18 protein-coding genes and 3 tRNA genes are annotated in these 21,882 nt (G+C 60.9%); 12 read left to right on the top strand and 9 right to left on the bottom strand.

Annotated elements, in window-relative coordinates; translation table 11 throughout:
* The first annotated feature begins 115 nt into the window (after positions 1 to 115).
* Positions 116 to 1,585: a succinylglutamate desuccinylase/aspartoacylase family protein gene (locus tag PP263_RS00900; protein ID WP_308366504.1), complete on the top strand. Its 1,470-nt coding sequence runs from the start codon at positions 116 to 118 to the stop codon at positions 1,583 to 1,585.
* Here the strand turns inward: PP263_RS00900 and PP263_RS00895 are convergent.
* The 4 genes from PP263_RS00895 to hemA all read right to left on the bottom strand — a co-directional run bounded on the left by PP263_RS00895 (position 1,582) and on the right by hemA (position 5,905).
* Complete coding sequence (locus tag PP263_RS00895; protein ID WP_308366503.1) at positions 1,582 to 2,460, bottom strand: cation diffusion facilitator family transporter; 879 nt, start codon at positions 2,458 to 2,460, stop codon at positions 1,582 to 1,584. The two genes, PP263_RS00900 and PP263_RS00895, sit on opposite strands and share 4 nt — an antisense overlap.
* A gap of 97 nt (positions 2,461 to 2,557) precedes the next feature.
* On the bottom strand, positions 2,558 to 3,385 hold the full coding sequence (gene prmC / locus PP263_RS00890; RefSeq protein ID WP_308366502.1) for a peptide chain release factor N(5)-glutamine methyltransferase: 828 nt from the start codon (positions 3,383 to 3,385) through the stop codon (positions 2,558 to 2,560).
* 160 nt (positions 3,386 to 3,545) lie between these two features.
* Positions 3,546 to 4,628 (bottom strand): peptide chain release factor 1, encoded by a 1,083-nt coding sequence (gene prfA, locus PP263_RS00885; protein ID WP_308366501.1) that lies wholly within the window; start codon positions 4,626 to 4,628, stop codon positions 3,546 to 3,548.
* Complete coding sequence (hemA, locus tag PP263_RS00880) at positions 4,625 to 5,905, bottom strand: glutamyl-tRNA reductase (RefSeq protein WP_308366500.1); 1,281 nt, start codon at positions 5,903 to 5,905, stop codon at positions 4,625 to 4,627. The genes prfA and hemA overlap by 4 nt, the downstream gene beginning before the upstream one ends.
* Positions 5,906 to 6,140: 235 nt before the next feature.
* On the opposite strand from hemA, the gene PP263_RS00875 reads away from it, so the two are divergent.
* The 11 genes from PP263_RS00875 to PP263_RS00825 all read left to right on the top strand — a co-directional run bounded on the left by PP263_RS00875 (position 6,141) and on the right by PP263_RS00825 (position 14,852).
* A complete protein-coding gene (locus tag PP263_RS00875; RefSeq protein WP_308366499.1) occupies positions 6,141 to 7,922 on the top strand; it encodes a tetratricopeptide repeat protein in 1,782 nt (593 codons plus the stop codon).
* Positions 7,906 to 8,571 carry a lipoprotein insertase outer membrane protein LolB gene (lolB, locus tag PP263_RS00870; RefSeq protein WP_308366498.1) on the top strand — a complete coding sequence of 222 codons (666 nt, stop codon included), beginning with the start codon at positions 7,906 to 7,908 and terminating at the stop codon, positions 8,569 to 8,571. Before PP263_RS00875 ends, lolB begins: the two co-directional genes overlap by 17 nt.
* 298 nt (positions 8,572 to 8,869) lie before the next feature.
* Positions 8,870 to 9,757, top strand: a complete 888-nt coding sequence (gene ispE / locus PP263_RS00865) for a 4-(cytidine 5'-diphospho)-2-C-methyl-D-erythritol kinase (protein WP_308366497.1) — start codon at positions 8,870 to 8,872, stop codon at positions 9,755 to 9,757.
* Positions 9,748 to 9,822: transfer RNA gene (locus PP263_RS00860), tRNA-Gln, on the top strand. The genes ispE and PP263_RS00860 overlap by 10 nt, the downstream gene beginning before the upstream one ends.
* Positions 9,823 to 9,916: 94 nt before the next feature.
* Positions 9,917 to 10,846 (top strand): ribose-phosphate pyrophosphokinase, encoded by a 930-nt coding sequence (locus PP263_RS00855; protein ID WP_308368666.1) that lies wholly within the window; start codon positions 9,917 to 9,919, stop codon positions 10,844 to 10,846.
* A 288-nt stretch (positions 10,847 to 11,134) separates the two neighbouring features.
* Positions 11,135 to 11,767, top strand: a complete 633-nt coding sequence (locus PP263_RS00850) for a 50S ribosomal protein L25/general stress protein Ctc (protein ID WP_308366496.1) — start codon at positions 11,135 to 11,137, stop codon at positions 11,765 to 11,767.
* A gap of 11 nt (positions 11,768 to 11,778) precedes the next feature.
* Positions 11,779 to 12,381, top strand: a complete 603-nt coding sequence (gene pth, locus PP263_RS00845) for an aminoacyl-tRNA hydrolase (RefSeq protein WP_308366495.1) — start codon at positions 11,779 to 11,781, stop codon at positions 12,379 to 12,381.
* A gap of 38 nt (positions 12,382 to 12,419) precedes the next feature.
* On the top strand, positions 12,420 to 13,511 hold the full coding sequence (ychF, locus tag PP263_RS00840; RefSeq protein WP_308366494.1) for a redox-regulated ATPase YchF: 1,092 nt from the start codon (positions 12,420 to 12,422) through the stop codon (positions 13,509 to 13,511).
* Between the two features lie 116 nt (positions 13,512 to 13,627).
* The gene (locus PP263_RS00835) at positions 13,628 to 14,542 is read left to right on the top strand and encodes a DMT family transporter (RefSeq protein ID WP_308366493.1); all 915 of its coding nucleotides are present in this window, start codon (positions 13,628 to 13,630) and stop codon (positions 14,540 to 14,542) included.
* A 118-nt stretch (positions 14,543 to 14,660) separates the two neighbouring features.
* Positions 14,661 to 14,737 (top strand) — tRNA-Met (locus PP263_RS00830).
* A 40-nt stretch (positions 14,738 to 14,777) separates the two neighbouring features.
* Positions 14,778 to 14,852, top strand: a tRNA-Gln gene (locus tag PP263_RS00825).
* 32 nt (positions 14,853 to 14,884) lie between these two features.
* Here PP263_RS00825 and PP263_RS00820 read toward each other — a convergent pair.
* From PP263_RS00820 to PP263_RS00800, 5 genes are all read right to left on the bottom strand, one after another.
* Positions 14,885 to 15,928, bottom strand: coding sequence for a sulfite exporter TauE/SafE family protein (locus PP263_RS00820; RefSeq protein ID WP_308366492.1), 1,044 nt, complete (start codon positions 15,926 to 15,928; stop codon positions 14,885 to 14,887).
* A complete protein-coding gene (locus tag PP263_RS00815) occupies positions 15,921 to 16,427 on the bottom strand; it encodes a tryptophan 7-halogenase (protein ID WP_308366491.1) in 507 nt (168 codons plus the stop codon). Before PP263_RS00815 ends, PP263_RS00820 begins: the two co-directional genes overlap by 8 nt.
* A 9-nt stretch (positions 16,428 to 16,436) precedes the next feature.
* Entirely contained in the window at positions 16,437 to 17,999 is a 1,563-nt protein-coding gene (locus tag PP263_RS00810) for a tryptophan 7-halogenase (protein WP_308366490.1), read from the bottom strand.
* Between the two features lie 34 nt (positions 18,000 to 18,033).
* Positions 18,034 to 18,750, bottom strand: a complete 717-nt coding sequence (locus tag PP263_RS00805) for a SapC family protein (protein WP_183455627.1) — start codon at positions 18,748 to 18,750, stop codon at positions 18,034 to 18,036.
* A gap of 245 nt (positions 18,751 to 18,995) precedes the next feature.
* Entirely contained in the window at positions 18,996 to 21,569 is a 2,574-nt protein-coding gene (locus PP263_RS00800) for a TonB-dependent receptor (protein WP_308366489.1), read from the bottom strand.
* Between the last annotated feature and the right edge of the window lie 313 nt (positions 21,570 to 21,882).

Raw genomic sequence — 21,882 nt, 5'->3', positions numbered from 1 at the left:
GCTATACTGCCCGTCCAAGTCGCCTATGAATCACCAACACAAGATCCAACGGAGTTATTGCATGTTTCTGCGCCCGCCTTTGCGTCGGCCTCTGCTGTGTTCAGCCCTGTTTTTGATGTCCGTCTCCACATTCGCACTGACCGAGCAGGAGGACGACCCGGAAGGCGGCGTGCCCCAGGCGGAAAATATCGAGTTGGACAGGCCCATCGACGAAGAGGTCGTTATTCCAGCCCCGCAACCGGAAACAAAACAGCCGGAGTCAAAACAGCCGGAACCGGAGCAGCCGGAATCAGAGCAGCCCGAAACGCAAGCCCCCGAAACCGCTGCCGGCAGCGACGAAGCGCAAAGTCCCCGGGAGGAGAGCGCCGAAGATAAAGCGGCAGCCGGAGATACCGCCGTCCCGGAAGACAAGCCGGTCGCAGTGGAAATCGCCAAACCCCTGCGTCTCCTCGGCTCCGAAGTACCGCCGGCCACCTCGACCCGTCTGGCCTGGTCGCCCAGCCAGCACTTCGAGGGCGTCTACAGTGCCACCCCGGTATTGGTGGTCAATGGCGCCAAGCCGGGGCCGTCCCTGTGCCTTACCGCGGCGATCCACGGCGACGAACTCAACGGCATCGAGACGGTGCGCCGGGTGATGTACAACCTGGACCCGGCCAACCTGAGCGGCGCGGTGATCGGCGTGCCCATCGTCAACCTGCAGGGCTTTCACCGCGGCTCCCGCTATCTCACCGACCGCCGCGACCTCAATCGCCACTTTCCCGGGGATCCCAACGGTTCCTCCGCCTCCCGTATCGCCCATTCGTTTTTCCACGAGGTGATCGTCCATTGCAACGCGGTGGTGGACCTGCACACCGGTTCCTTCTACCGCACCAACCTGCCGCAGTTGCGCGGCGACCTCACCAACCCCAAGGTGGTAAAAATGACCAAGGGCTTCGGCTCCACCGTGGTGCTGCACAGCGACGGGGCCAAGGGCACCCTGCGCCGCGCGGCGGTGAACGCCGGCATTCCCACAGTGACCCTGGAAGCGGGCGCCCCCATGGTGCTCGACGAAGTGTCGGTGAGCCACAGCGTCAAGGGCATCCGCACCCTGCTGAACCAGCTGGATATGGTGAGCAAGTTCCGCCTCTGGGGCGACCCGGAGCCGGTTTATTACAACTCCACCTGGCAGCGCGCCACCACCGGCGGGATCATCTTCAGCGAAGTGAAACTCGGCGAGTCCGTGCGCAAGGGAGACCTGCTCGGTACCGTCACCAACCCGATCACCAACGTGCGCAAGGAAATCCGCTCCGAGTACAACGGCCGGGTGCTGGGCATGGCCATGAACCAGGTGGTGCAGCCGGGCTTTGCTGCCTACCACATCGGCATCCAGGCACCCCAGGAGCAGATCAGCCCGCCGGAGGAAGTGACCGCGGAGAGCCCGCCACCGGAGCAAGAAAAAACCGAAGGTACAGTAGAAGGTGCGGCAGAAAGTGCTGCGGAAAGTGCGGGAACCACTACCGACGAGCCGGCCCCCGAAAAACCCGCCTCCGGGGAACCGGTGGAGAAGCCGCAGGAACCGGAGACTGTGGAGAGCGACGAAGACTAACTGATCACCATCAATTGAATGGGTTCCGGCTGCAGAGTGATATGTTCAATCGCGAAGCGTTTGATCAGAGCCTCCCGCAGCCGCTCCAGCACCCCGGGCCAGGCCTGCAGGTCGTCCACCACGATATGCGCGGAGAGCGAAATGGTGCTGCTGTCTAAACGCCAGATATGCAGGTCGTGCACCGAGCGCACACCCTCCACCGCCGCCATGGTCTCGCCCACCACCGGCAGGCTCAGCTCCCGCGGCACCCGCTCCATCAGCACATCCACCGCGTCGCGCAGCAGGCGCAGGCTGGAAATCAGGATCAGAATGCAGATCAGCAGTGACAGCAGCGGGTCTATCGGCGTCCAGCCGGTAAAATAGATCACCGCACCGGCGGCCAGCGCGGCCACCGAGCCCAGCAGATCGCCCATCACATGCAGCAGTGCGCCGCGGATATTCAGCGTCTGCTCACCGCGATGCAGTGTCCAAGCCACCAGCACATTCACCAGCAGGCCGATGGCAGCAATCACCATCACTGTGTCGCCCTGCACCGGCTGCGGATCGCGCAGGCGGTTTATCGCCGCGTAGGTGATACCGGCGATAATCAATAGCATAAACACCGCATTGACGATCGCCGCCAGCACCTCGGCGCGCCCCCAACCGAAAGACAGCTCCCGGTCTGCCGGCTTCCGCGCCAGCAGCGCGGCCACCGCGCCCAGCGCCAGTGCCAGGGAGTCGGTGGCCATATGTCCCGCGTCGCCGAGCAGCGCCAGGGAACCGGACAGCCAGCCCCCCACCGCCTCGACCATGGCGAAGGCAAAGGTGATTACCAGGCCCCAGACCAGCGGGCGCAGGTGGCCGCTGCCGCGGCGATGGTGGACGTGGTCGTGCACGGATTCCCCTCTGTTAACTCTATCTCTTCGGGCCATGCCCGCGATCAGGCTCAGATCGCGGGCATGGCGGATGGCCGCCCCGCCGCTCCTACAGGTATTATTTCCGGCCCAGCGTCAGCCGTTCCCAGCCGGAGTAGTCTTTGCGGCTCTCGATATTATTTAAACCGGCAGCGGCAAATATTTTGCGCACTGCCTCGGCCTGCTGCCAACCGTGCTCGACGATCAGCCAGCCACCGGGCTGCAGGTATTCGATACTTTTCTGCGCAATCCATTCGATGTCCGCCAGCCCCTCGCGCGCGGCTACCAGCGCCGAGCGGGGCTCGAAACGCACATCACCCTCCTCCAGGTGCGGATCGGCGGCGTCGATATAGGGCGGGTTGCTGAGAATCAGGTCGAATTGCTGCGGCGGTATCTGCGCAAACCAGTCACTCTGCAGAATCTGCACCTTGTCGAGTTTGAGAGCGCGGCGGTTCTTCTCCGCCAGCGCCACTGCCTCCGCGGATTTTTCCGCAGCGACTATCCGCCAGCCGGGTTTTTCCGAAGCCAGCGCCAGGGCGATGGCACCGGTGCCCGTACCCAGGTCCAGCGCACGCAGGGTTTCCTGCGGACAGAGCTCCAGCGCGGTTTCCACCAGCAGTTCGGTTTCCGGGCGGGGGATCAGGGTGGAGGCGTCGACCTTGAGCGGCAGCGACCAGAATTCCCGCGTGCCGGTGAGGTGGGCCACCGGTTCGCCGTTTTTGCGGCGCTCGAACAGCGCATCGAACTCTGTCTGCTCGGCTTCACTCAACTCGTATTCCGGCCAGGTGTAGAGCCAGGTGCGTGGGCGGCCGAGGACATGGCCGAGCAGAATTTCGGTATCCAGGCGGGCGGTGTCGCTGTCGGCGAGTCCGGCGCTGCGGGCGAGGTTTTGTTTGACTGTGCTCATTTTGAATGCGTGTAGGAGCGGGCCATGCCCGCGATCAGGTTTTCAGTAATGGCAGACTCAGATCGCGGGCATGGGCAGATTTTTGCTCCTGCAAAATCTGCATTTCCGCCATCCCTGGCGGTCCCCGCTCCTACACCAACCACCACCCACAAACCACTGATCACTGCCCGAGGGCGGCCAGCTGATCCGCCTGGTGCTCGGTGCGCAGTGGCTCGATCACTTCGTCCAGCGCGCCCTGCATGATTTCGTCCAGCTTGTACAGGGTGAGACCGATGCGGTGATCGGTGACCCGGCCCTGGGGGAAGTTGTAGGTGCGGATACGCTCGGAGCGGTCGCCGCTGCCCACCAGGTTGCGGCGCGCATCGGAAATCTCCTGCGCGGCGGCGGACTCCTGCTCGCTCTGCAGCCTGGCCTGCAGCAGCGCCATGGCCTTGGCGCGGTTCTTGTGCTGGGAGCGCTCGTCCTGGCACTCCACCACGATGCCGGTGGGCAGGTGAGTGAGGCGCACCGCGGAGTCGGTCTTGTTCACGTGCTGGCCGCCGGCGCCGGAGGCGCGGTAGGTGTCCACGCGCAGGTCCGCCTTGTTGATCTCAACCGCGTCGCGCTCGTCCGGTTCCGGCATCACCGCCACCGTGCAGGCGGAGGTGTGGATGCGGCCCTGGGATTCGGTTTCCGGCACCCGCTGCACCCGGTGGGCGCCGGACTCGAATTTCAGTTTTGCGTAGACATCCTCGCCGGCCACCCGGGTGATGATTTCCTTATAGCCGCCGTGTTCACCGGGGTTTTCGCTGATGATCTCGATGCGCCAACCCTGTTTTTCCGCGTAGCGGGAATACATGCGGAACAGGTCGCCGGAAAAAATCGCCGCCTCGTCACCGCCGGTGCCGGCGCGGACTTCCAGGAAGACGTTCTTGCGGTCGTTGGGGTCTTTCGGCAGCAGAAGCGTCTGCAGCTCCCGCTCCAGCGGCTCCAGTTGCGTCTCCGCTTCGCGCAGCTCCTCCTGCGCCATCTCGCGCATCTCTGCATCGCTCTCACCCAACATCTCCCGCGCCGCGGCCATGTCGTCCTGCAGCCGCTTGTAGCGGCCGTAGCACTTCACCACCTCTTCCAACTCGGAATACTCGCGGGACAGATCGCGGAATTTGTCCTGGTCGCCGATAATGTCCGCATCCCCGAGCAGCGCGGACACCTCCTCGTGACGTTCCACCAGGTTTTCCAGCTTGTTCATTACCGAATCTTTCATTCGTCTTTTTTACTCTCTGCTTCTGTTTCCGCGAAGGGGTCCAGGCCGACGATTTCCCGCGCCAGGCGCAGCCGCTGCAGGTCCCCTTCGGCGGTGGCCCGCCTGAGATTGACCGTGGGGGCGTGAATCAGTTTGTTGGTGAGGGAGCGGGCCAACTGCTCCAGCAGCCGCCGCGGGTCCTCGCCCTTGTCCAGCTGCAGCAACACTTTTTCCAGCTCCGTGTCGCCGATCTGCTGCGCGCGCTGGCGGTAATTGCGGATGGTGTCCACCGCACCCAGGGCGCGGTGTTCGCGCATAAACGCACTGGCTGCGGCATCGACAATGGTGTGGGCGGCCTCGGCGGCCTTTTCCCGCGAGCGCTTGCCCTCGTCGATCACCCCGCGCAGGTCGTCGACGGTATAGAGGTAGACGTCGTCCAACTGGCCCACCTGGGGTTCGATATCCCGGGGCACGGCGATATCCACCATAAACACGGGCCGGTGGCGGCGCAGCCTGAGGGCCGATTCCACCGCGCCCTTGCCGAGGATCGGCAGCTGGCTGGCGGTGGAGCTGATCACGATATCCGCCCGCGACAGGTGCTCGGGGATATCCGCCAACAATATGGCCTCTGCGCCGAAATTATCCGCCAGCTGTTCCGCGCGGTTCAGGGTGCGGTTGGCGACGATCAGCCGCGCAACCCCCTGGTCCAGCAGGTGCCGCGCCACCAGTTCGATGGTCTCCCCGGCGCCGATCAGCAGCGCCGTCTGCTGCCCCAGGTCGGTGAAGATGCGCGACGCCAGGGATACCGCGGCGTAGGCCACGGAAACCGGGTTCTCGCCGATGGCGGTCTCGGTGCGCACCTTCTTGGCCACCGCGAATACCTGCTGGAAGACACTGTGCAGCAGGCTGCCGACGCTGCCGCTCTCGCGCGCAACCGCGTAGGCGGACTTGATCTGGCCCAGGATTTGCGGCTCGCCCAGCACCAGGGAATCGAGGCCACAGGCCACCTGCATCATATGGCGCACCGCATCCTCACCGCGGTAGCTGTAATGGCTGGCAACCAGTTGCTCCCGGGGTACCTGGTGATAGTCCGCCAGCCACTCCAGCAGCCGCTCTTCCGACACCTCGCCGTAAATCTCGGTGCGGTTGCAGGTGGAGAGTATCGCCAGTTCCGCACAGCCCAGGGCTTTGCGCGCATCCGCCAGGGCGCCGGGCATCACCTCCGGGGCAAAGGCCACCCGCTCGCGCACCTCGATCGGGGCGCTGTCGTGGTTGATACCCAGGGCGAGGATTGGCATAGGCTCCTGTCGGCGTTAAATCTGGTGGTGGCAGCGGACTGCGGGAGCGCATTTTCCCGGGCGGCCGCGCCGCTTGCAAGCGAGCCGGCGGTTAAATTGAGGGTTTAAAAAGACGCAGACTTTGCTTTTGCGAACCCTGAGCACGGTCCGGGGGTCCAATCACGACTAGAATTATACGGCGATAACCGCTCAAAAGACGCCACCTGATGCCCCCGTAACGTACGGATACGCCCTTATGCCTCCAGCAATCCCGGCCCGCCTCTCCCGCCCGCTTTCCCACAAGTCGCTACTCGCCGCGGCCGTCTGCGCGCTGCTCGGCGCCTGCGCCCAGCAACCTGCCCGGGAAGAGACTCTCCCGGAGCCGCAGCCCCAGCCCGTGGCGCCCGCAGAGGAGAAAGCCGACGCCCGCCCCTTCCCCATCGAGACCTTCTACACCCTGCTGGTGGCGGAGGTGGCCGGCAACCGCGAGCAGTATGACGTGGCCCTGGCCAACTACTACTACCAGGCCGAGCGCACCAAGGACCCCGGGGTGGCAGCCCGGGCCACCCATATAGCGCGCTTCCTCAACGCCCGTCGCGCAGCGCTGCGCTCGGCGCAGCTGTGGGTGGAACTGGAGCCGGAAGAGGTAGAAGCGCAGCTGGCCGCCACCGCCGAACTCGCCCTGGCGGGGGAGCTGGACACAGCGCTGGCCCACGCGGAAAAAGCCCTGGACCTGGGCGGCGACGCCCCGCTGCAATCCCTCGCCGCCGCCGCGGTGGCGGATGAAAAAGTGGAAGAGCAGACCCTGGCGGAATTTCGCCGGCTGGCGGAGAAGTATCCGCAAAACGGCGAGGCGGCCCTGGCCCACGCGATGATGCTGCGCGCCCAGGAGCAATACCCACAGGCCCTGTCCATCGTCCACCGGGTGCAGGAACAGCACCCGGAAATGCTCGATGCGCCGCTGCTGGAAACCCACCTGCTGGTGGACCAGAACCGGCGCGAAGAGGCCCTGCAACTGCTGGAAAACCTGGTGCGCACCTACCCCCAGGAGAGCCGCCTGCGCCTGCAGTATGCGCGCCTGCTGATCCGCAAGGACCTGGACCTGGCGCAACAGCAGTTCGCCGAACTGGTGGCCCAGCGCCCCTACGACGGCAACATGATCCTGTCGCTGGCGCTGATCCGCTTTGAAACCGACAACCTTACCCAGGCCAAACCCCTGTTCGAGCGCCTGCTCAAGCTGGATCAGCACCAGTCCGCGGCGCACTTCTACCTGGGCAGCATCGCCGAGCGGGAAAAGGATGTCGACGGCGCTATCGCCCACTACCGCGCAGTGGAGCCCGGCGGCGATTATGTGGAGGCGATTACCCGCGGCACCCAGTTGCTGGCCGCCGCCGGCCTGGCGGGGAACAACCGCGACTGGTTTGCCGAACTGCGCCGGCGGCACCCGGAGCAGGCGGAACACTTTTACCTGCTGGAGGCGGAACTGCTGAACAAGCACGAGCGTCACCAGCAGGCCCTGGAACTGCTCGACAAGGCCCTGGAGCAGCATCGGGAGAGCGGCCGCCTGATCTACGCCCACGCCCTCACCAGCAGCCACCTGGGAAATTCCGCCGCCTACGAGAGCGGCCTGCGCAAACTGCTGGAACGCGATCCGGACAACGCCACTCTGCTCAACGCCCTGGGTTACAAACTGACCGAGGACGACACGCGCCTCGACGAGGCGCAGCAGTTGATCGCCCGGGCACTGCAACTGCGCCCGGAGGATCCGGCTATTATCGACAGCATGGGCTGGGTACAGTACCGTCTGGGCAATCACAGCGAAGCGGTAAAGTATCTGCGGGAAGCCATGGAAAAACTGCCAGACCACGAAATCGCCGCGCATCTGGGCGAAGTACTCTGGGTGCAGGGCGATCGCGAACAAGCTGTGCAGGTCTGGCAGCGCGGCCTGGAAATCAATCCGCAGAGCAAAGTCATCCCGGCGGCCATGAAGCGGCTGCGCGACAAAGGGGGAGTGGAGCAGCATGTTTCTGAATCTTGAAAAAACGGGTCTCTGGAAAATCGCGGCACCCAGTGAACGCAGGGCGCTGCAGCGCCTGTTTCTCGGCTGGGTCGCCCTGGCACTCGCCGCCTGTGCCGGCCAGCAGTCGCAACCGCAGCCGCGGCCCCCGATTGCGGCGGAATCGCCGGCGGCACAGCTCCAGCACTGGACCATCAACGGCAAACTGGGTGTGCGCTCGCCGGGGGAGAACGGCAGCGCCAATCTGCAGTGGTGGCAGCGCACCGCACAAAACTACCGCATCCATCTCAGTGGCCCGCTGGGCGCCGGCACCACGGTGATTACCGGCACGCCCGCCGGCGTGACCCTGCAAAAAGGCGGCGAGGTGCCGCTGCAGGCCGCCACCCCGGCGGAGCTCACCGCAGAGATTCTCGGCTGGCCGTTACCGGTGGCGGAAATGTACTACTGGGTGCGCGGCATGGCCGCGCCCGGTGCGCCGGTGGAGGGCCAGCAAAAGAGCGGCCAGGGGCAACTGCAAAGCCTGCAGCAGGCCGGCTGGAACCTGAACTTCAGCGGCTACCAGAACGTCGGGGCCTACGTCTTACCCACCCGCATAGTGGCGGAAACCCGCCAGGCGGCGGGGCCTGTCAAAGTGACGCTGGTGATCAAGGAGTGGTTGCCGCAAAATTAGTGTCCTGTATGGTACTAAATAGTGACACCAGCGGGCCGCTAAGCGGCCAGATGCAAGGCGCACTTGCGCCGGCGTAGTCATTCTACGTCAAGCAAGTGCAACGCCGCAGATGGCTGCTTAGCGGCCCGCCCGAAGGGAGCCCCCCAGATTGCCCACAGCCGCGTTGCAGCTCTTGAAAATGGAATGACCATTCCCTGCGAGCTCCGCCTAACTGTGAACAATCTGGGGGGCTCTGGTATCACTATTTAGTACCATACAGGACACTACGCCCATCTTTTTTTGCCGCAACCACAAACTTATGCCCGACCTGCAACTGCCGGCACCGGCCAAGCTGAACCTGTTCCTGCGTATCCTCGGCCGTCGCGAAGACGGCTACCACCGGTTACAGACCCTGTTTCAACTGCTCGATTTCGGCGACCAGCTGGACTTCGAGCTGCGCGCCGACAGCGAAATCAGTGTCGATGCAGGCAGCCTGCAAATCCCGCTGCGGGAGAACCTGATCTATCGCGCCGCGCATTTGCTGCAACAAAAAACCGGCTGCACCGGCGGTGCACATATCCGCCTGCACAAAAACCTGCCCCAGGGCGGCGGCATCGGCGGTGGCAGCAGCGACGCCGCCACCACACTGCTGGGGCTCAACCAACTGTGGCAATGCCACCTCACCCTCGACGAGCTCGCGCAACTGGGCCGGCAGCTCGGTGCGGATGTGCCGGTATTCGTACGCGGCCGCACCGCCTGGGCGGAGGGCATCGGCGAAGTGTTGACTCCAGTGGTTACCGAGACCCGGCACTACCTGGTGCTGGTGCCGGACTGCCAGGTGAGCACCGCGGCGGTGTTCGGCGATCCGCGTTTGACAAGAGATTCTGCCCCAATTACATTAGCGCACCTTCGCGACAGGTGGTTGGACAGCGAATGGCTGGAAGAGTATTCCGGCAACGATTGCCAGCCCCTGGTCGAGAGCCTCTATCCAGCGGTACGCGCGGCCAGAGAATGGCTGCAACAGTTTGCCAGAGCGCATCTGACCGGTACCGGGGCCTGCGTTTTCGCGGCTTTCGATTCGGCGCAAACGGCGGAAAGCATTCTCGCCAAAGCGCCGACCGGATGGCGGGGCTTTGTCGCCGCGGGGGTACAGAAATCCCCCGCGCACCGACAACTGAAAGCTGTTTCAAAAATTACTGGGGCGTAGCCAAGCGGTAAGGCAGCGGGTTTTGATCCCGTCATGCGTAGGTTCGAATCCTACCGCCCCAGCCATTCAAAGGTCAGAGGACAGAAGTCAGAAGACAGTCGCCTCACAATCCATCCCTCCTCCTCAATCGAAACACAAGGTACTCTCGTGGCTGACTTAATGGTGTTTACCGGCAACGCAAACCCGGAACTGGCACAGAAAGTTGTCGACCATATGGCGATCCCCCTGGGCGAAGCGGTGGTAAAACGCTTCTCCGACGGCGAGATCGCGGTTGAGATCACCGATAACGTGCGCGGCCGCGATGTGTTTGTAGTGCAGTCCACCTGCCAGCCCACCAACCGCAACCTGATGGAGCTGATCCTGCTGGTGGATGCCCTGCGCCGCGCCTCCGCCGGCCGCATCACCGCGGTGGTCCCCTACTTCGGCTACGCGCGCCAGGATCGCCGGGTGCGTTCCCAGCGGGTACCCATTTCCGCGAAAGTGGTGGCGGATATGATGGTGAGCGTGGGTATCGACCGGGTACTGACCGTGGATCTGCATGCGGAGCAGATCCAGGGCTTTTTCGACGTGCCAGTGGATAATGTCTACGGCTCCTCGGTACTGCTGGACGACATCGAGCGCCAGGGCTACGAGGACCTGGTGGTAGTCTCCCCGGATATCGGCGGCGTAGTGCGCGCCCGCGCGGTGGCCAAGAGCCTGGACTGCGAACTGGCGATTATCGACAAGCGCCGCCCGGCGGCCAATGTGGCCGAGGTAATGAACATCATCGGCGAGATCGACGGCCGCACCTGCCTGCTGGTGGACGATATGGTGGACACCGCCGGCACCCTGTGCAACGCCGCCAATGCCCTCAAGCAGCACGGCGCCAAAAAAGTGGTGGCCTACTGCACCCACCCGGTGCTGTCCGGCAACGCGATCGAGAACCTGAACAACTCGGTGCTGGACGAGCTGGTGGTCACAGACTCCATCCCCCTGGGCGACAAGATGCAGCGGGCACCAAAGATCCGCCAACTGACCCTGTCCGCCATGCTCGCCGAGTCCATGCGCCGGATCAGCAACGAGGAATCCCTGTCGGCGATGTTTCGCTGATCTGAACCTATCCAGCGCCACCAAGGACAAATCTTGGGTTCGCCTTCTCAGAACTGGGCAAGACGAATATCTCGATGCTAAGGCCACGGAGATGACAGGAGGGCGAGACCCGCGCCTCGGACAAGGGCAACCGCCCCCACTGGCGCCTCACCGCCAATTCCCTTAGAATACGCGCCCGCCCGGCCCCGCCGGGCGTTTACTATTGGGCCCCGGTGGCCCGATTTACTTCAACGCCAGAGCGATCCGGTCGCAGGTCGCCCTGGGCAGACAACCCGAGGTTTTAATCCCATGTCTGATATCACATTGAACGCCAACGTCCGCAGCGACGAGGGGAAAGGTGCGAGCCGCCGCCTGCGTCGCCAGGAAGGTCGTGTCCCCGGCATCGTGTACGGTGGCAAGGCCGAGCCGCAATCCATCTCCGTTCTGCAGAAGGAGCTGTTCAAGGCCCTGGAAAACGAAGCCTTTTTCTCCTCCGTCGTGTCCCTGGACGTGGACGGCAAGGCAGAGAAAGTGATCCTGCGGGATCTGCAGCGCCACCCAGCCAAGCAGCAGCTGCTGCACGTGGATTTCCAGCGGGTGTCCGGCGACACCAAGGTCCATATCAAGGCGCCCCTGCACTTCCTCAATGAAGACACCTGCAAAGGCGTCAAGGCTGGCGGCATTGTGTCCCACACCCTGACCGAGCTGGAAATCAGCGCCCCCGCCGCCAAGCTGCCGGAGTTTATCGAAGTGGACCTGGCCGACCTGGAAATGGACGGCACTATCCACATCTCCGACCTGAAACTGCCCGCCGGCGTCGAGTCTGTTGCCCTGTCCCACGGCCCGGACCACGACCTGGTTGTCGCTTCAGTACACAAGCCCCGCGGCGCTATCGAAGCGGCAGCCGAGGGTGAAGCTGAAGGCGAGAGCGGCGAAAGCTAAGAGTAAGCACATTGTCGAAAGTACCGGATACGCCAATCCAGTTGATCGTGGGCCTGGGCAACCCCGGCCCCGAGTACGACCGGACACGCCACAACGCCGGTGCCGACTTCGTCGCCGAGCTGGCGCGCCGCCATGGCGCCCAGCTCGTGCCGGACAGCAAATACCGCGGCCTCAGCGGCCGGGTGCGGATCGGCGGCGAAGATATCCGCCTGCTGATTCCCACCACCTATATGAATCGCAGCGGCCAGTCCGTGGCCCCGCTGGCGCACTTCTTCAAGATACCCGTCCAGGCAATACTGGTGGCCCACGATGAACTGGACCTGCCACCGGGCACCGCGCGCCTCAAATCCGGCGGCGGCCACGGCGGCCACAACGGCTTGAGGGATATCATCTCCGCACTGGGCAACAATCGCGACTTTATGCGCCTGCGCCTCGGTATCGGCCACCCGGGCAGTGCCCGCGATGTGGTCAACTATGTGCTCCAGCGCGCCCCGGGCGCGGAACAGGAGCAACTGGCAGACGCCATCGACCGCGCCGTCGACGCGATGCCCATTGCCGCTTCCGGCGACTGGGGTGCGGCCATGAAAGAACTCCACACCAACAGCAAAACGTAGAGCGCGCGCGGCGCACCCTACGCAACCGGAAAAACACCATGGGTTTTACTTGCGGTATCGTCGGACTGCCCAACGTAGGCAAATCCACTTTGTTCAATGCCCTCACCAAGGCGGGTATCGACGCGGAAAATTTCCCCTTCTGCACCATCGAGCCCAACGCAGGCGTGGTGCCGGTACCGGACCCGCGCCTGGATAAGCTGGCAGAGATCGTCAAGCCCCAGCGGGTGATCCCCACCACCATGGAATTCACCGACATCGCCGGTCTGGTGGCGGGCGCCTCCAAGGGCGAGGGCCTGGGCAACAAGTTCCTCGCCAATATCCGCGAAACCGACGCCATCGCCCATGTGGTGCGCTGCTTTGAAGACGACAACGTCATCCACGTGGCCAACCAGGTGCACCCGGTATCGGACATCGAGGTAATCAACACCGAACTGGCGCTGGCGGACCTGGAAACCGTGGAGAAGGCCCTGCAGCGCTTTACCCGCGCCGCCAAGGGCCAGGACAAGCACGCGATCCGGATGAAGGCGCTGCTGGAAAAGATCCAGCCACACCTGAACGAGGCCAGGCCGCTGCGCTCCATGGGCCTGGGAGAAGACGAATTGGCGGATCTCCGCGAACTGAGCCTGCTCACCGTCAAGCCCACCATGTATATCGCCAACGTGGACGAGGACGGCTTCGAGAACAATCCGCACCTGGATGCGGTGGCCGCCATCGCCGCGGAGGAAAACGCGGTACTGGTGCCTATCTGCAATAAACTGGAATCGGAAATCGCCGAGCTGGACGACGACGAGAAGCAGGAATTCCTGGAAGAACTGGGCATGGAGGAGCCGGGCCTCAACCGCGTGATCCGCGCCGGCTATCAACTGCTGGGACTGCACACCTACTTCACCGCAGGGGTCAAGGAAGTGCGCGCCTGGACCATCCCCGTCGGCGCCACCGCGCCCCAGGCCGCGGGCAGGATCCACACGGATTTCGAGAAAGGTTTTATCCGCGCGGAGGTGGTGAGCTACAGCGATTTCGTCACCTACAACGGCGAAGCCGGCGCCAAGGAAGCGGGAAAATGGCGCCTGGAAGGCAAGGACTATATCGTCGCGGACGGCGACGTGATCCATTTCCGCTTTAACGTCTAACGACGAACAACTCCTTTTTAGTAGGAGCGGCCGTTGGCCGCGATAGATAGCCAGCCCGACTCTGCGCCGACTATGCCCATCGCGGCCAACGGCCGCTCCTACCGGCGCCTCACCACATGACCCAATCCAACTGGAAAATCGGCCTGCCCCTGGCACTGATCACCGTATTTATGTGGGCCCTGCTACCCATTGCTCTCAAGGGTCTGCTGGACACCATCAGTGCCACCACCGCCACCTGGTACCGCTTTGTGGGCGCCGCGGTGTTGGCCGGTGGCTACTATAGCTGGTCGCACCAGCTCAACCTGCGCCAGCTGTTCCAGCGCGCCCTGCTGCCTTTCACCCTGTGCGCGGTGATCGGCCTGCTCACCAACTACCTGACCTACGCCTCCGGCCTCAAGTTCATCACCGCCGGCGCCGCCCAGATCGTCATTCAACTGGCGCCGCTGATGCTGTTGATCGCCAGTGTGTTCTGGCTGGGGGAGCGCTTTTCGCCGCGCCAGTGGCTCGGGGTCCTGCTGGTGGCGGCGGGCCTGCCGCTGTTCTTCAACCAGCGCCTGCCGGAGCTCGTGAGCGGCGCGGACAGCGAATACCTGATGGGGCTTGGGCTTATCGTGGTGGCGGCGATCGGCTGGTCAGTGTACGGATTCTTCCAGAAGAAAATCCTGGCCCACGCCACGCCGCAGGACCTGCTGGTACTGATCTACTTCGCCGGCACCGTTAGCTTCCTGCCCCTGTCGGAGCCCACCAGCGTCGCACAACTGGACTGGCTCGGTTGGCTGCTGTTGCTGTTCCTCACCGCCAATACCCTGATCGCCTATGGCGCCTTCGCCAAGGCCCTGGCCAGTTGGGAGGCTTCCCGCGTCAGCGCCACCCTGGCCCTGGTACCGCTGACGACCCTGGCCCTGAGCGCCGCCATAGGCGCACTGTGGCCCGGTTATATCGAGGTGGAACCGTTGAACTGGATCAGCTGGCTGGGCGCCCTGGCGGTGGTTTGCGGCTCTCTTCTCGCCGCTGTCGGAAAAGGCCGGTGACTGCGCTAACCTACTGAAAAGACAGCGAAAACAGGGGTTGACAGCCCCGCTTCAGGGCCCGATAATGCGCGCCCTCGGTTGGCCCGGAAATCACCCCGGACCTGAGCCGGGTCAAAGTGGCAAGGTAGCTCAGCCGGTTAGAGCGCAGCACTCATAATGCTGAGGTCGGGAGTTCAAGTCTCCCCCTTGCTACCATTTTCAATCGGCGAAAATATATTTTTCGCCGTCCCGATACTGGGGCGTAGCCAAGCGGTAAGGCAGCGGGTTTTGATCCCGTCATGCGTAGGTTCGAATCCTACCGCCCCAGCCATTTTTTCAAATCGTGAAAACTTCCCAAGCGGCTCACAGGCCGGTCGAGACGGGTACCTGCGGCCCGGAATGTATAGTGCGATCGGCATCCACCCCGGCCAACCGCATTCCGATACGCCTTACCCACTCAAAACCGAGAATACAAATCCCGAGCGACATTGCAGCGAGGGCCAGCCCCCACGGGCCGAGCACCGCACTCTCCTCGAAACAGGTCCATACAAACTGCCCCACGCAGAGCATCGCCACCACCAGCAGTGTAGGCCGGCGGCCGATACGGCTCACCACAAATACCCCCAGCGGCGCGCCCAGCGCCACCACCGGCGCCGCGGCGAGCCAGTTGCCGAACACGCCCGGCTGCCAGTCACCACTGAGGCTTTTCACCACCACACCGACGACGGAGGTAAACGCCATAATCACTACCGAAGTGGGAATCGCGATCTTCAGATCCACCCGGCACAGTACTACCAGCGCCGCGTATATCACCATATCGATACCCACGCCGGTCACCGCCGCGGCAAAGCCGCCCGCCAGTAAACCCAGCACCAGGCCCAAACTGAAATCCTGGCGCTCCCGCCCGCGGGCATTGCCGGTGAAAGAAGTAATTTCCCCCAGGCGGTACAGGTGCAGAACGCCAAAGCTGCCCCAGAGAACTGCAAAGGTCAGCTTTATCCACAGATCCGCCACAAAGGGGGCAATCAGAAATATGCCCAGGGGTGTGCCGACCAGACTCCCCAGCATAGCGCCGCGCAACATCGACCAGGCGAGCGGCTGCCGCCGGCACAGGATAAAGATACTGGCGCTGACCATACCGATGGATTGCACTGCAAAACTGAAATCCCGCCCCAGACTCGCCGGCATATCGAACAGGAGCACCAGCACCGGAAAGCCCACGGTGCCGCCCCCCATGGGAGTGGAACCGGCAGCGTAGCTGCCCAGCGCCATGGCGAGGGCCATCGGCCAGTGATCCTCAGCGGTTTGCCAGTGGCCGAGCACCGCCACCAGAACAAGCCAGCTGCCATAAAAAACCGCCAGCCACAGCCCCCAAAGCCAAAGCCTGTTTCTTCCGGCACTAAACATTGACACTTACCACGTCTTTCCGAAGAGGCCCCCGGGCAAAAAACTGCAGGAAATCGCTGTGGTGCAGGCTGTTTGCCACAGCCCTGTCCGCCATCGCGCGAAACTGCCCCAGCAGAGCATCGCCCCGCTTCTTATCCAGTTGAATTCCGAGTCTGGGATAATGCTGCATGCCGTAGAGCACATAGCGGTAATTCAAATCGGAAAAAATGCTGGCAAAGGTGCCGGCAAAGTCCTGGAACTCACAGATTTTTTCGCTCCACAACTGCAACTGCGCCTTGAGCCATGGGCAGTGTTCCAACGTTTCGGGAGCGGAGCGCCAGAAATCGCTGTCATCCCGATCGCTCAGGACGCCGATAATGCCAATATCGGGGCTCTCAATAACATTGATAACGAAGTTCTCGCCCGCGCCGTTAAAATAGCGATTGAGGTAAAGCGCGGTCATCCAGCCAGCGGAACCGCCTCCGACGATATTGATAGTTCTGGATTTACGATCAGGCATGGAATTTATCTAAACTTTTTGCAGCCCGTATTGTTTGATTTTTTCTATTAGCGCCCGGTGCGGAATCAAGCCACTACAAATTTCATCGGCCAACCCCGAATTTCTTGAGAACTGTCTCTCAGCCTGGGAAATATCTCCATACCGGGCCCGCGCGTGCTGAACTTCCGTATGGAATTCCATTCCGTAGAGCACATACAGGTAGTTGGCCAGGTTGAATACCTCCGCCTTGCTCGGGAAATCGTATTCGGTGGGTGGCTGGTATCGCCACAGCTCAAGCTTTTCCCGCAGGGAATCCGGCAGCCCCTCCCTGTTTTCCAGCCAGAAGGGATTATCCATTCGCTGGGAAAGGCAGTAGTGCAACTTGATAAAGTCGATCACACTGTCCCAGGCACTTCCGGCGCGACGGTTGAAATTCCCGGCCACCAGTTCCATCGATTGGACCGAGGTGGGGAATGTTTCCGCAAGCATTCTCGCAGTGGCGTCGTACACCAGCAAACCAGTGGCCTCCAGGGGCTCGACAAACCCCTGCGACAGACCTATGGCGACACAGTTCTTATGCCAGAATTTTTCCCGATAGCCCACACACATGGGAATCCTGCGGTACTGGACGCCCTCCGCCTGGGGCCCCAGATAATCGCGCAGCACCTGCTCCGCCCGCTCATGGCTGGTGTGGTCGGAACTGTACACATAACCGGCGCCCCGGCGCGCCGACAGCCCGATATCCCATATCCAACCCGCCTCCCGGGCACTGGCGATGGTATAGCTGGGGATGAGGGCGTCCACGGACGGATAGGGAGCCTGTGCCGCCAGCGCATAATCCGCAAACAGGACGTCCCGCTTGTCGATAAAACGCACCCCGAGCGCCTGCCCGAGGAGCAGCGAGGAAAAACCGGTACAGTCCACAAACAGGTCCGCACGCAGCTCGCCGAAGCGATCAGTTACCAGCGACTCGATAGCGCCGTCATCACCGAGCTTGACCTGCTGGACCTGGGCGAGAAGATGTTCGACCCCGAGGTTCTCGACCGCATGCCTGGCGAGCAGGCGCGCGAATTTCGCGGCATCCAGGTGGTAGGCATAATTGACCACCCCCGCATATTCCGCATGCGTCACCAGCTTGGGCCCCAGGCCCAGGTCACACACCCTGCCCTGGACCGATACCGCATCGGTGAACACAGGCCGCTCCCTGCCCTGCAGCAGCCACGCAGGGATCAGGTCGGCACTCTTCTGGTCGGGATAATCGAATATATGGTGGTAATAGGCGGGCCCGGGAGTGCCCGGCGGGCGCACCCAGTCCACAAACTTGATGCCCTGCTTAAAGGTGGCATCGCATTCGCGGACAAACTCCGTCTCGCTGATACCGAGATAGTGCAGGGTCTGGCGTATTGCGGGTACGGTGCCTTCACCGACGCCGATGGTGGGAATATTCTCCGATTCCACCAAAGTGACCTTTACCCCGTCCGGCGAGCGGGAGGCCAACTTCCTGGCGAGATGGGCGGCGGCCAGCCAACCCGCCGTGCCGCCGCCGACCACCAGAACACGTCTTATCTGCCCACTGTTGTTATTCTTATCCATGAGCCCAATCGCATCTGGCGGTTACATCACATCATCAGGCACTTGCCTGCATCTTGGCCAATTTGGACAGCTGATGCAGGGATCCCAGCTGGGCGTATATAGGCGGCAGGAAACCCCGCTTGCGGAAGTCCTCAAACTGCTCTTCACTCAGCTCGTTGAGCTTCTTCTCATCGACGATATAGAGCCCGTTGAGGTTGATCTTTTCCTCTCCGGCGTTGACTGAAACCGATTGAGCCGTCAGCAATTCCATATCGACCAATACCTTTACAAAAGCTTTGGTCATCTGGTCGCTCTCCAGGAAACTGACCAGAGTCTGCTTTTTGGTCTTCAGGTAGTCCGTCTCCTCGCCCGATTCGGTAAACAGGGCATTCCCCTCCTCCTCGGTCACCAGCGGACTGTTCTCGATCAGAGCGACCATCAACTGCTCCTGCTCCTGGCCATTCGGCGCCAGCACAAAGGGATGGTTGCGGATACAGCCCGGCACAAATACGCCCTGCCATTGGCCGTCCTCTACAAACAGGTTCTCCCCCACCTTCAGGCTCAACAGAGCCACCGACTGGAACTGCCCGGTATCGGAATTCTTGACAAAAACAATCGGGTATTCGGCCCCGAGGCGGCTGAACTCGTGCGCAGTCACCGGAACCATATGGCTGTTCTTCACATGCTCAAAGCTGCCCAGCTCGCTCACCTTCAGGTTGCGGTGAACGTCGCTGCGCAGGGGAACGATTTTGGGGGCTTGGTTAGTCGTCATACAACACCATTGGATTGATCTGGTTATTCTGATTGGAGCCGGAGAGTATATTTTTTATACGACCAGATTTCCATAAGCAATTTGAGCCAACCCGGCAGGCCAGAGGGCCCTTCTCAGGGTGCGCCGACGGCAAAACCGCTGTCTTGCACGACCTATGGCCGCCCCCAGAGGGCCGTGGATGGCCCGAATAAAAAGGGAAGTCAGAGACCCCCCTTTTCCATACCTACTCCAATCGGCATTCTGGCTCAGAACCTGGCGGAAACCCCCAGATCAATCCGACGAGCGTATTCGTACTCGTACAACGGGAATCCAGAAGTGAACCCAGATCCCGGAGTAATTTCAGCATTATTGCCGTACTGAGTCGCATCCTCCTCCAGAAGATTCGTAGCATTCAACTTAACATCTATATTGTCGGTAACATGCCACAATGCGCTCAGATCAAGAGTGCCGAAATCATCATGCAGGCGGTTGCCATAGGAACCTGTCTCGCGAATCATATACTCGCTTCGCCAGTTGTACGCCAAGCGAACGGAGAAGAGGTCATTTTCATAATAACCCGTCAGGTTATAAACATGCTCTGAACTGTCGCTCAGTACTGTTCGGCCATCCGTATAAGTATCAGGATTCGTTTCGGTATCAGTATTGGTGTAGTTCAAAATGGTACCAAAACCATTACCGAAATCCTGTTGGTAGCTCAGTTCAAAGCCCTGAATAGTTGCGTCATTGTTGTTGTCTTTGACCTGAACTGTCCAACCAGCCGCTTCCTCCTCGGGACGAAGAGCTCCGGCAAATGGAATTTCAACAGCAGTCGCGTCAGTGTTGCTATAGGTAACGAAGTTCTTCACATCCTTGTAGAAGACAGCACCAGACAAGAGCGAACCTTCAGTGAAGTACCATTCAAGACCGATATCGAACTGATTGGCAATAAACGGATCCAGATCCACGTTGCCGATAACCCAGAACTGATTGTCGGCAAGATCATCGTCTGTACCAGACACCTGTGGATTGACATACATATCTACATATTGAGGGCGCGCCATGACACGGGCGGCCGAGGTACGAAGGATGACATCATCACTCAGATCCATAGCCAAGTTAAAGCTCGGCAGGAATTCAGAGTAATCACCGTCTATGTCCTCTTTCAAATAATTGCCATCGGCATCCTGCAGATAGTAAATAGAAGAGGCATCAGTAGTAACGTAACGCACACCAAAATTACCGCGCACATTATCGCTACCGAAAGTTGCCATCACGTAGACCGCGCTATTGGTTTCATCAACCTCACTGTAGGAACCCAGATCTTCCTCTTTGCCAATAGTAGCGGATCTGGCCCAGTCCTTAGCCGCATCAGCATCGATTTTTGGTATCTCGTAGCTGCCGGCGTCTATGGTTCCATCCAGAACCTCAGCAGTGGGGATCGCCGGATCGAACGAGGAACTCAGTAAGTAAGTGTATTTACGGCTGCTGGTATTGTGGTCGGACCACTTCAGGCCTGCTTTAATCGCATTGATCGCACCAAATTCCACATCGAATTCCAGATCCGATTGAAAATAAGTCTCATCGTCTGTCTTGGGTGTGGCATTGTAGTTAGCGCCTGTTCCCATAGCCAGTGAGCCGGGATCATAGCTGCTCATGTCGAAGCTACCGAGGTCCCAGGATTGCCCTCCGAAGAAGTCGTAAGTGCCATCTACAGGGGTACCACCAGATCCATCATCCAAAACCATTTCAAAATCAGTACCACCGGAGGAAGTGGTTCTTCCCGCCTGGAAACTGAGAACATAGCCGTCACCGGAATAATCGACACTCAGATCGTAAACGTCCGAGCTCATGGTGGCTTCGCGAGGTCGTGCCTGATAATAAGCAACCGCTATCGGCCCGCGAGCCGTAGTGCCATTGATTTGATCCGCGGGATCAACAGTGATCGGGTCGCCATTTTCGTCTGCACACCAGCCGCAGTTACCCTGGGTAAGCCACAGAGCATAATTGGTGTTATCCGCCTCCATTTTCATATCGATAGCGTTAAATACGATATCCAGGCGGTCGTTGGGCTGATACTGAAAAGTGGCGGTAACCGCTGAACGCTTGCGCTCTTGTTCGAAAGCCACGGGACCGGCACCCCACTCCCAGAAAGCTTCATTTCCCTGGCGCTGCAGGCTGCGTTCCTGGGAAACAGCGGAGACCAACACACCGAAAGTTTCAGAGTCGTTTTTCCAGCTGGCAAGTCCCGACGTCTGCGGGTCTACTTCACTGGAATCCGATTGGTAGGAGCCTTCCAACGACCCGTGCAAAGTCATGGAATCCAAATCCAGCGGTTTGCGGGTATTGATTTCGACGGTGCCGCCCACACCACCTTCCGCCAGGTCGGCCTGTGCACTCTTGTATACTTTGATGTCACCAACCAGCTCGGACGGCAGCAGCTCATAGTTGAAACTGCGCTTGGCCGGCTCCAGTACAAACCAACCGGTGGAGGCGACGCTCTGGCCGTTCAGGGTGGTCAGGGTCAGATCGTTACCGGCGCCGCGAATAGAAACGGCGGCACCTTCGCCAAACTGACGCTGGATGGTTACGCCGGGTACACGCTGCAGTGATTCGGCGACGTTTTTGTCCGGGAATTTGCCGATATCTTCGGCAGAGATTGCATCTACAATCGCGTAGGAATCGCGTTTGGTGCTGAGGGCGTCCTGGAGCGAACCGCGAATACCAGTTACGGTAACCTCTTCCAGGGCTTCACCACTTTGGGCCAGAGCCAGTGGTGACACCAGGCCGCCACTGAGCATGGCCGCACTGATGGAGAGTGCAAGTTTGTTGCGCTTGAGCATCGATGTCCCCTTCCTTTTTTATTGATATAAAGGTTTGGTTAGAAATTTTTTCATCTTGTCCCCCAAATGATAGCGCTGTCATTATTTCTTATGATAGCGCTGTCATTTCCATCGTCGACAATACACAGAAAGAAAATAAAAAGCTACTGCCTCGGCGACAATTTGGCGAAAGGTTTGATTGATTTAGCGCAGGTCCGGTAAACAACCGGCGCTCAGAGATGAAAATACTTTGAGAAACAATAACTTATAGATAATTTCGAGCGAGTCGAAAAATAGTTATTTATGACAGTTTAGGCACTTCCACTTGTCTGAA

Source organism: Microbulbifer sp. TB1203 (assembly GCF_030997045.1).
Classification (GTDB): domain Bacteria; phylum Pseudomonadota; class Gammaproteobacteria; order Pseudomonadales; family Cellvibrionaceae; genus Microbulbifer.
The sequence above is the reverse complement of the archived record's forward strand: the minus strand, read 5'-3'. Positions and strand labels throughout refer to the sequence as shown.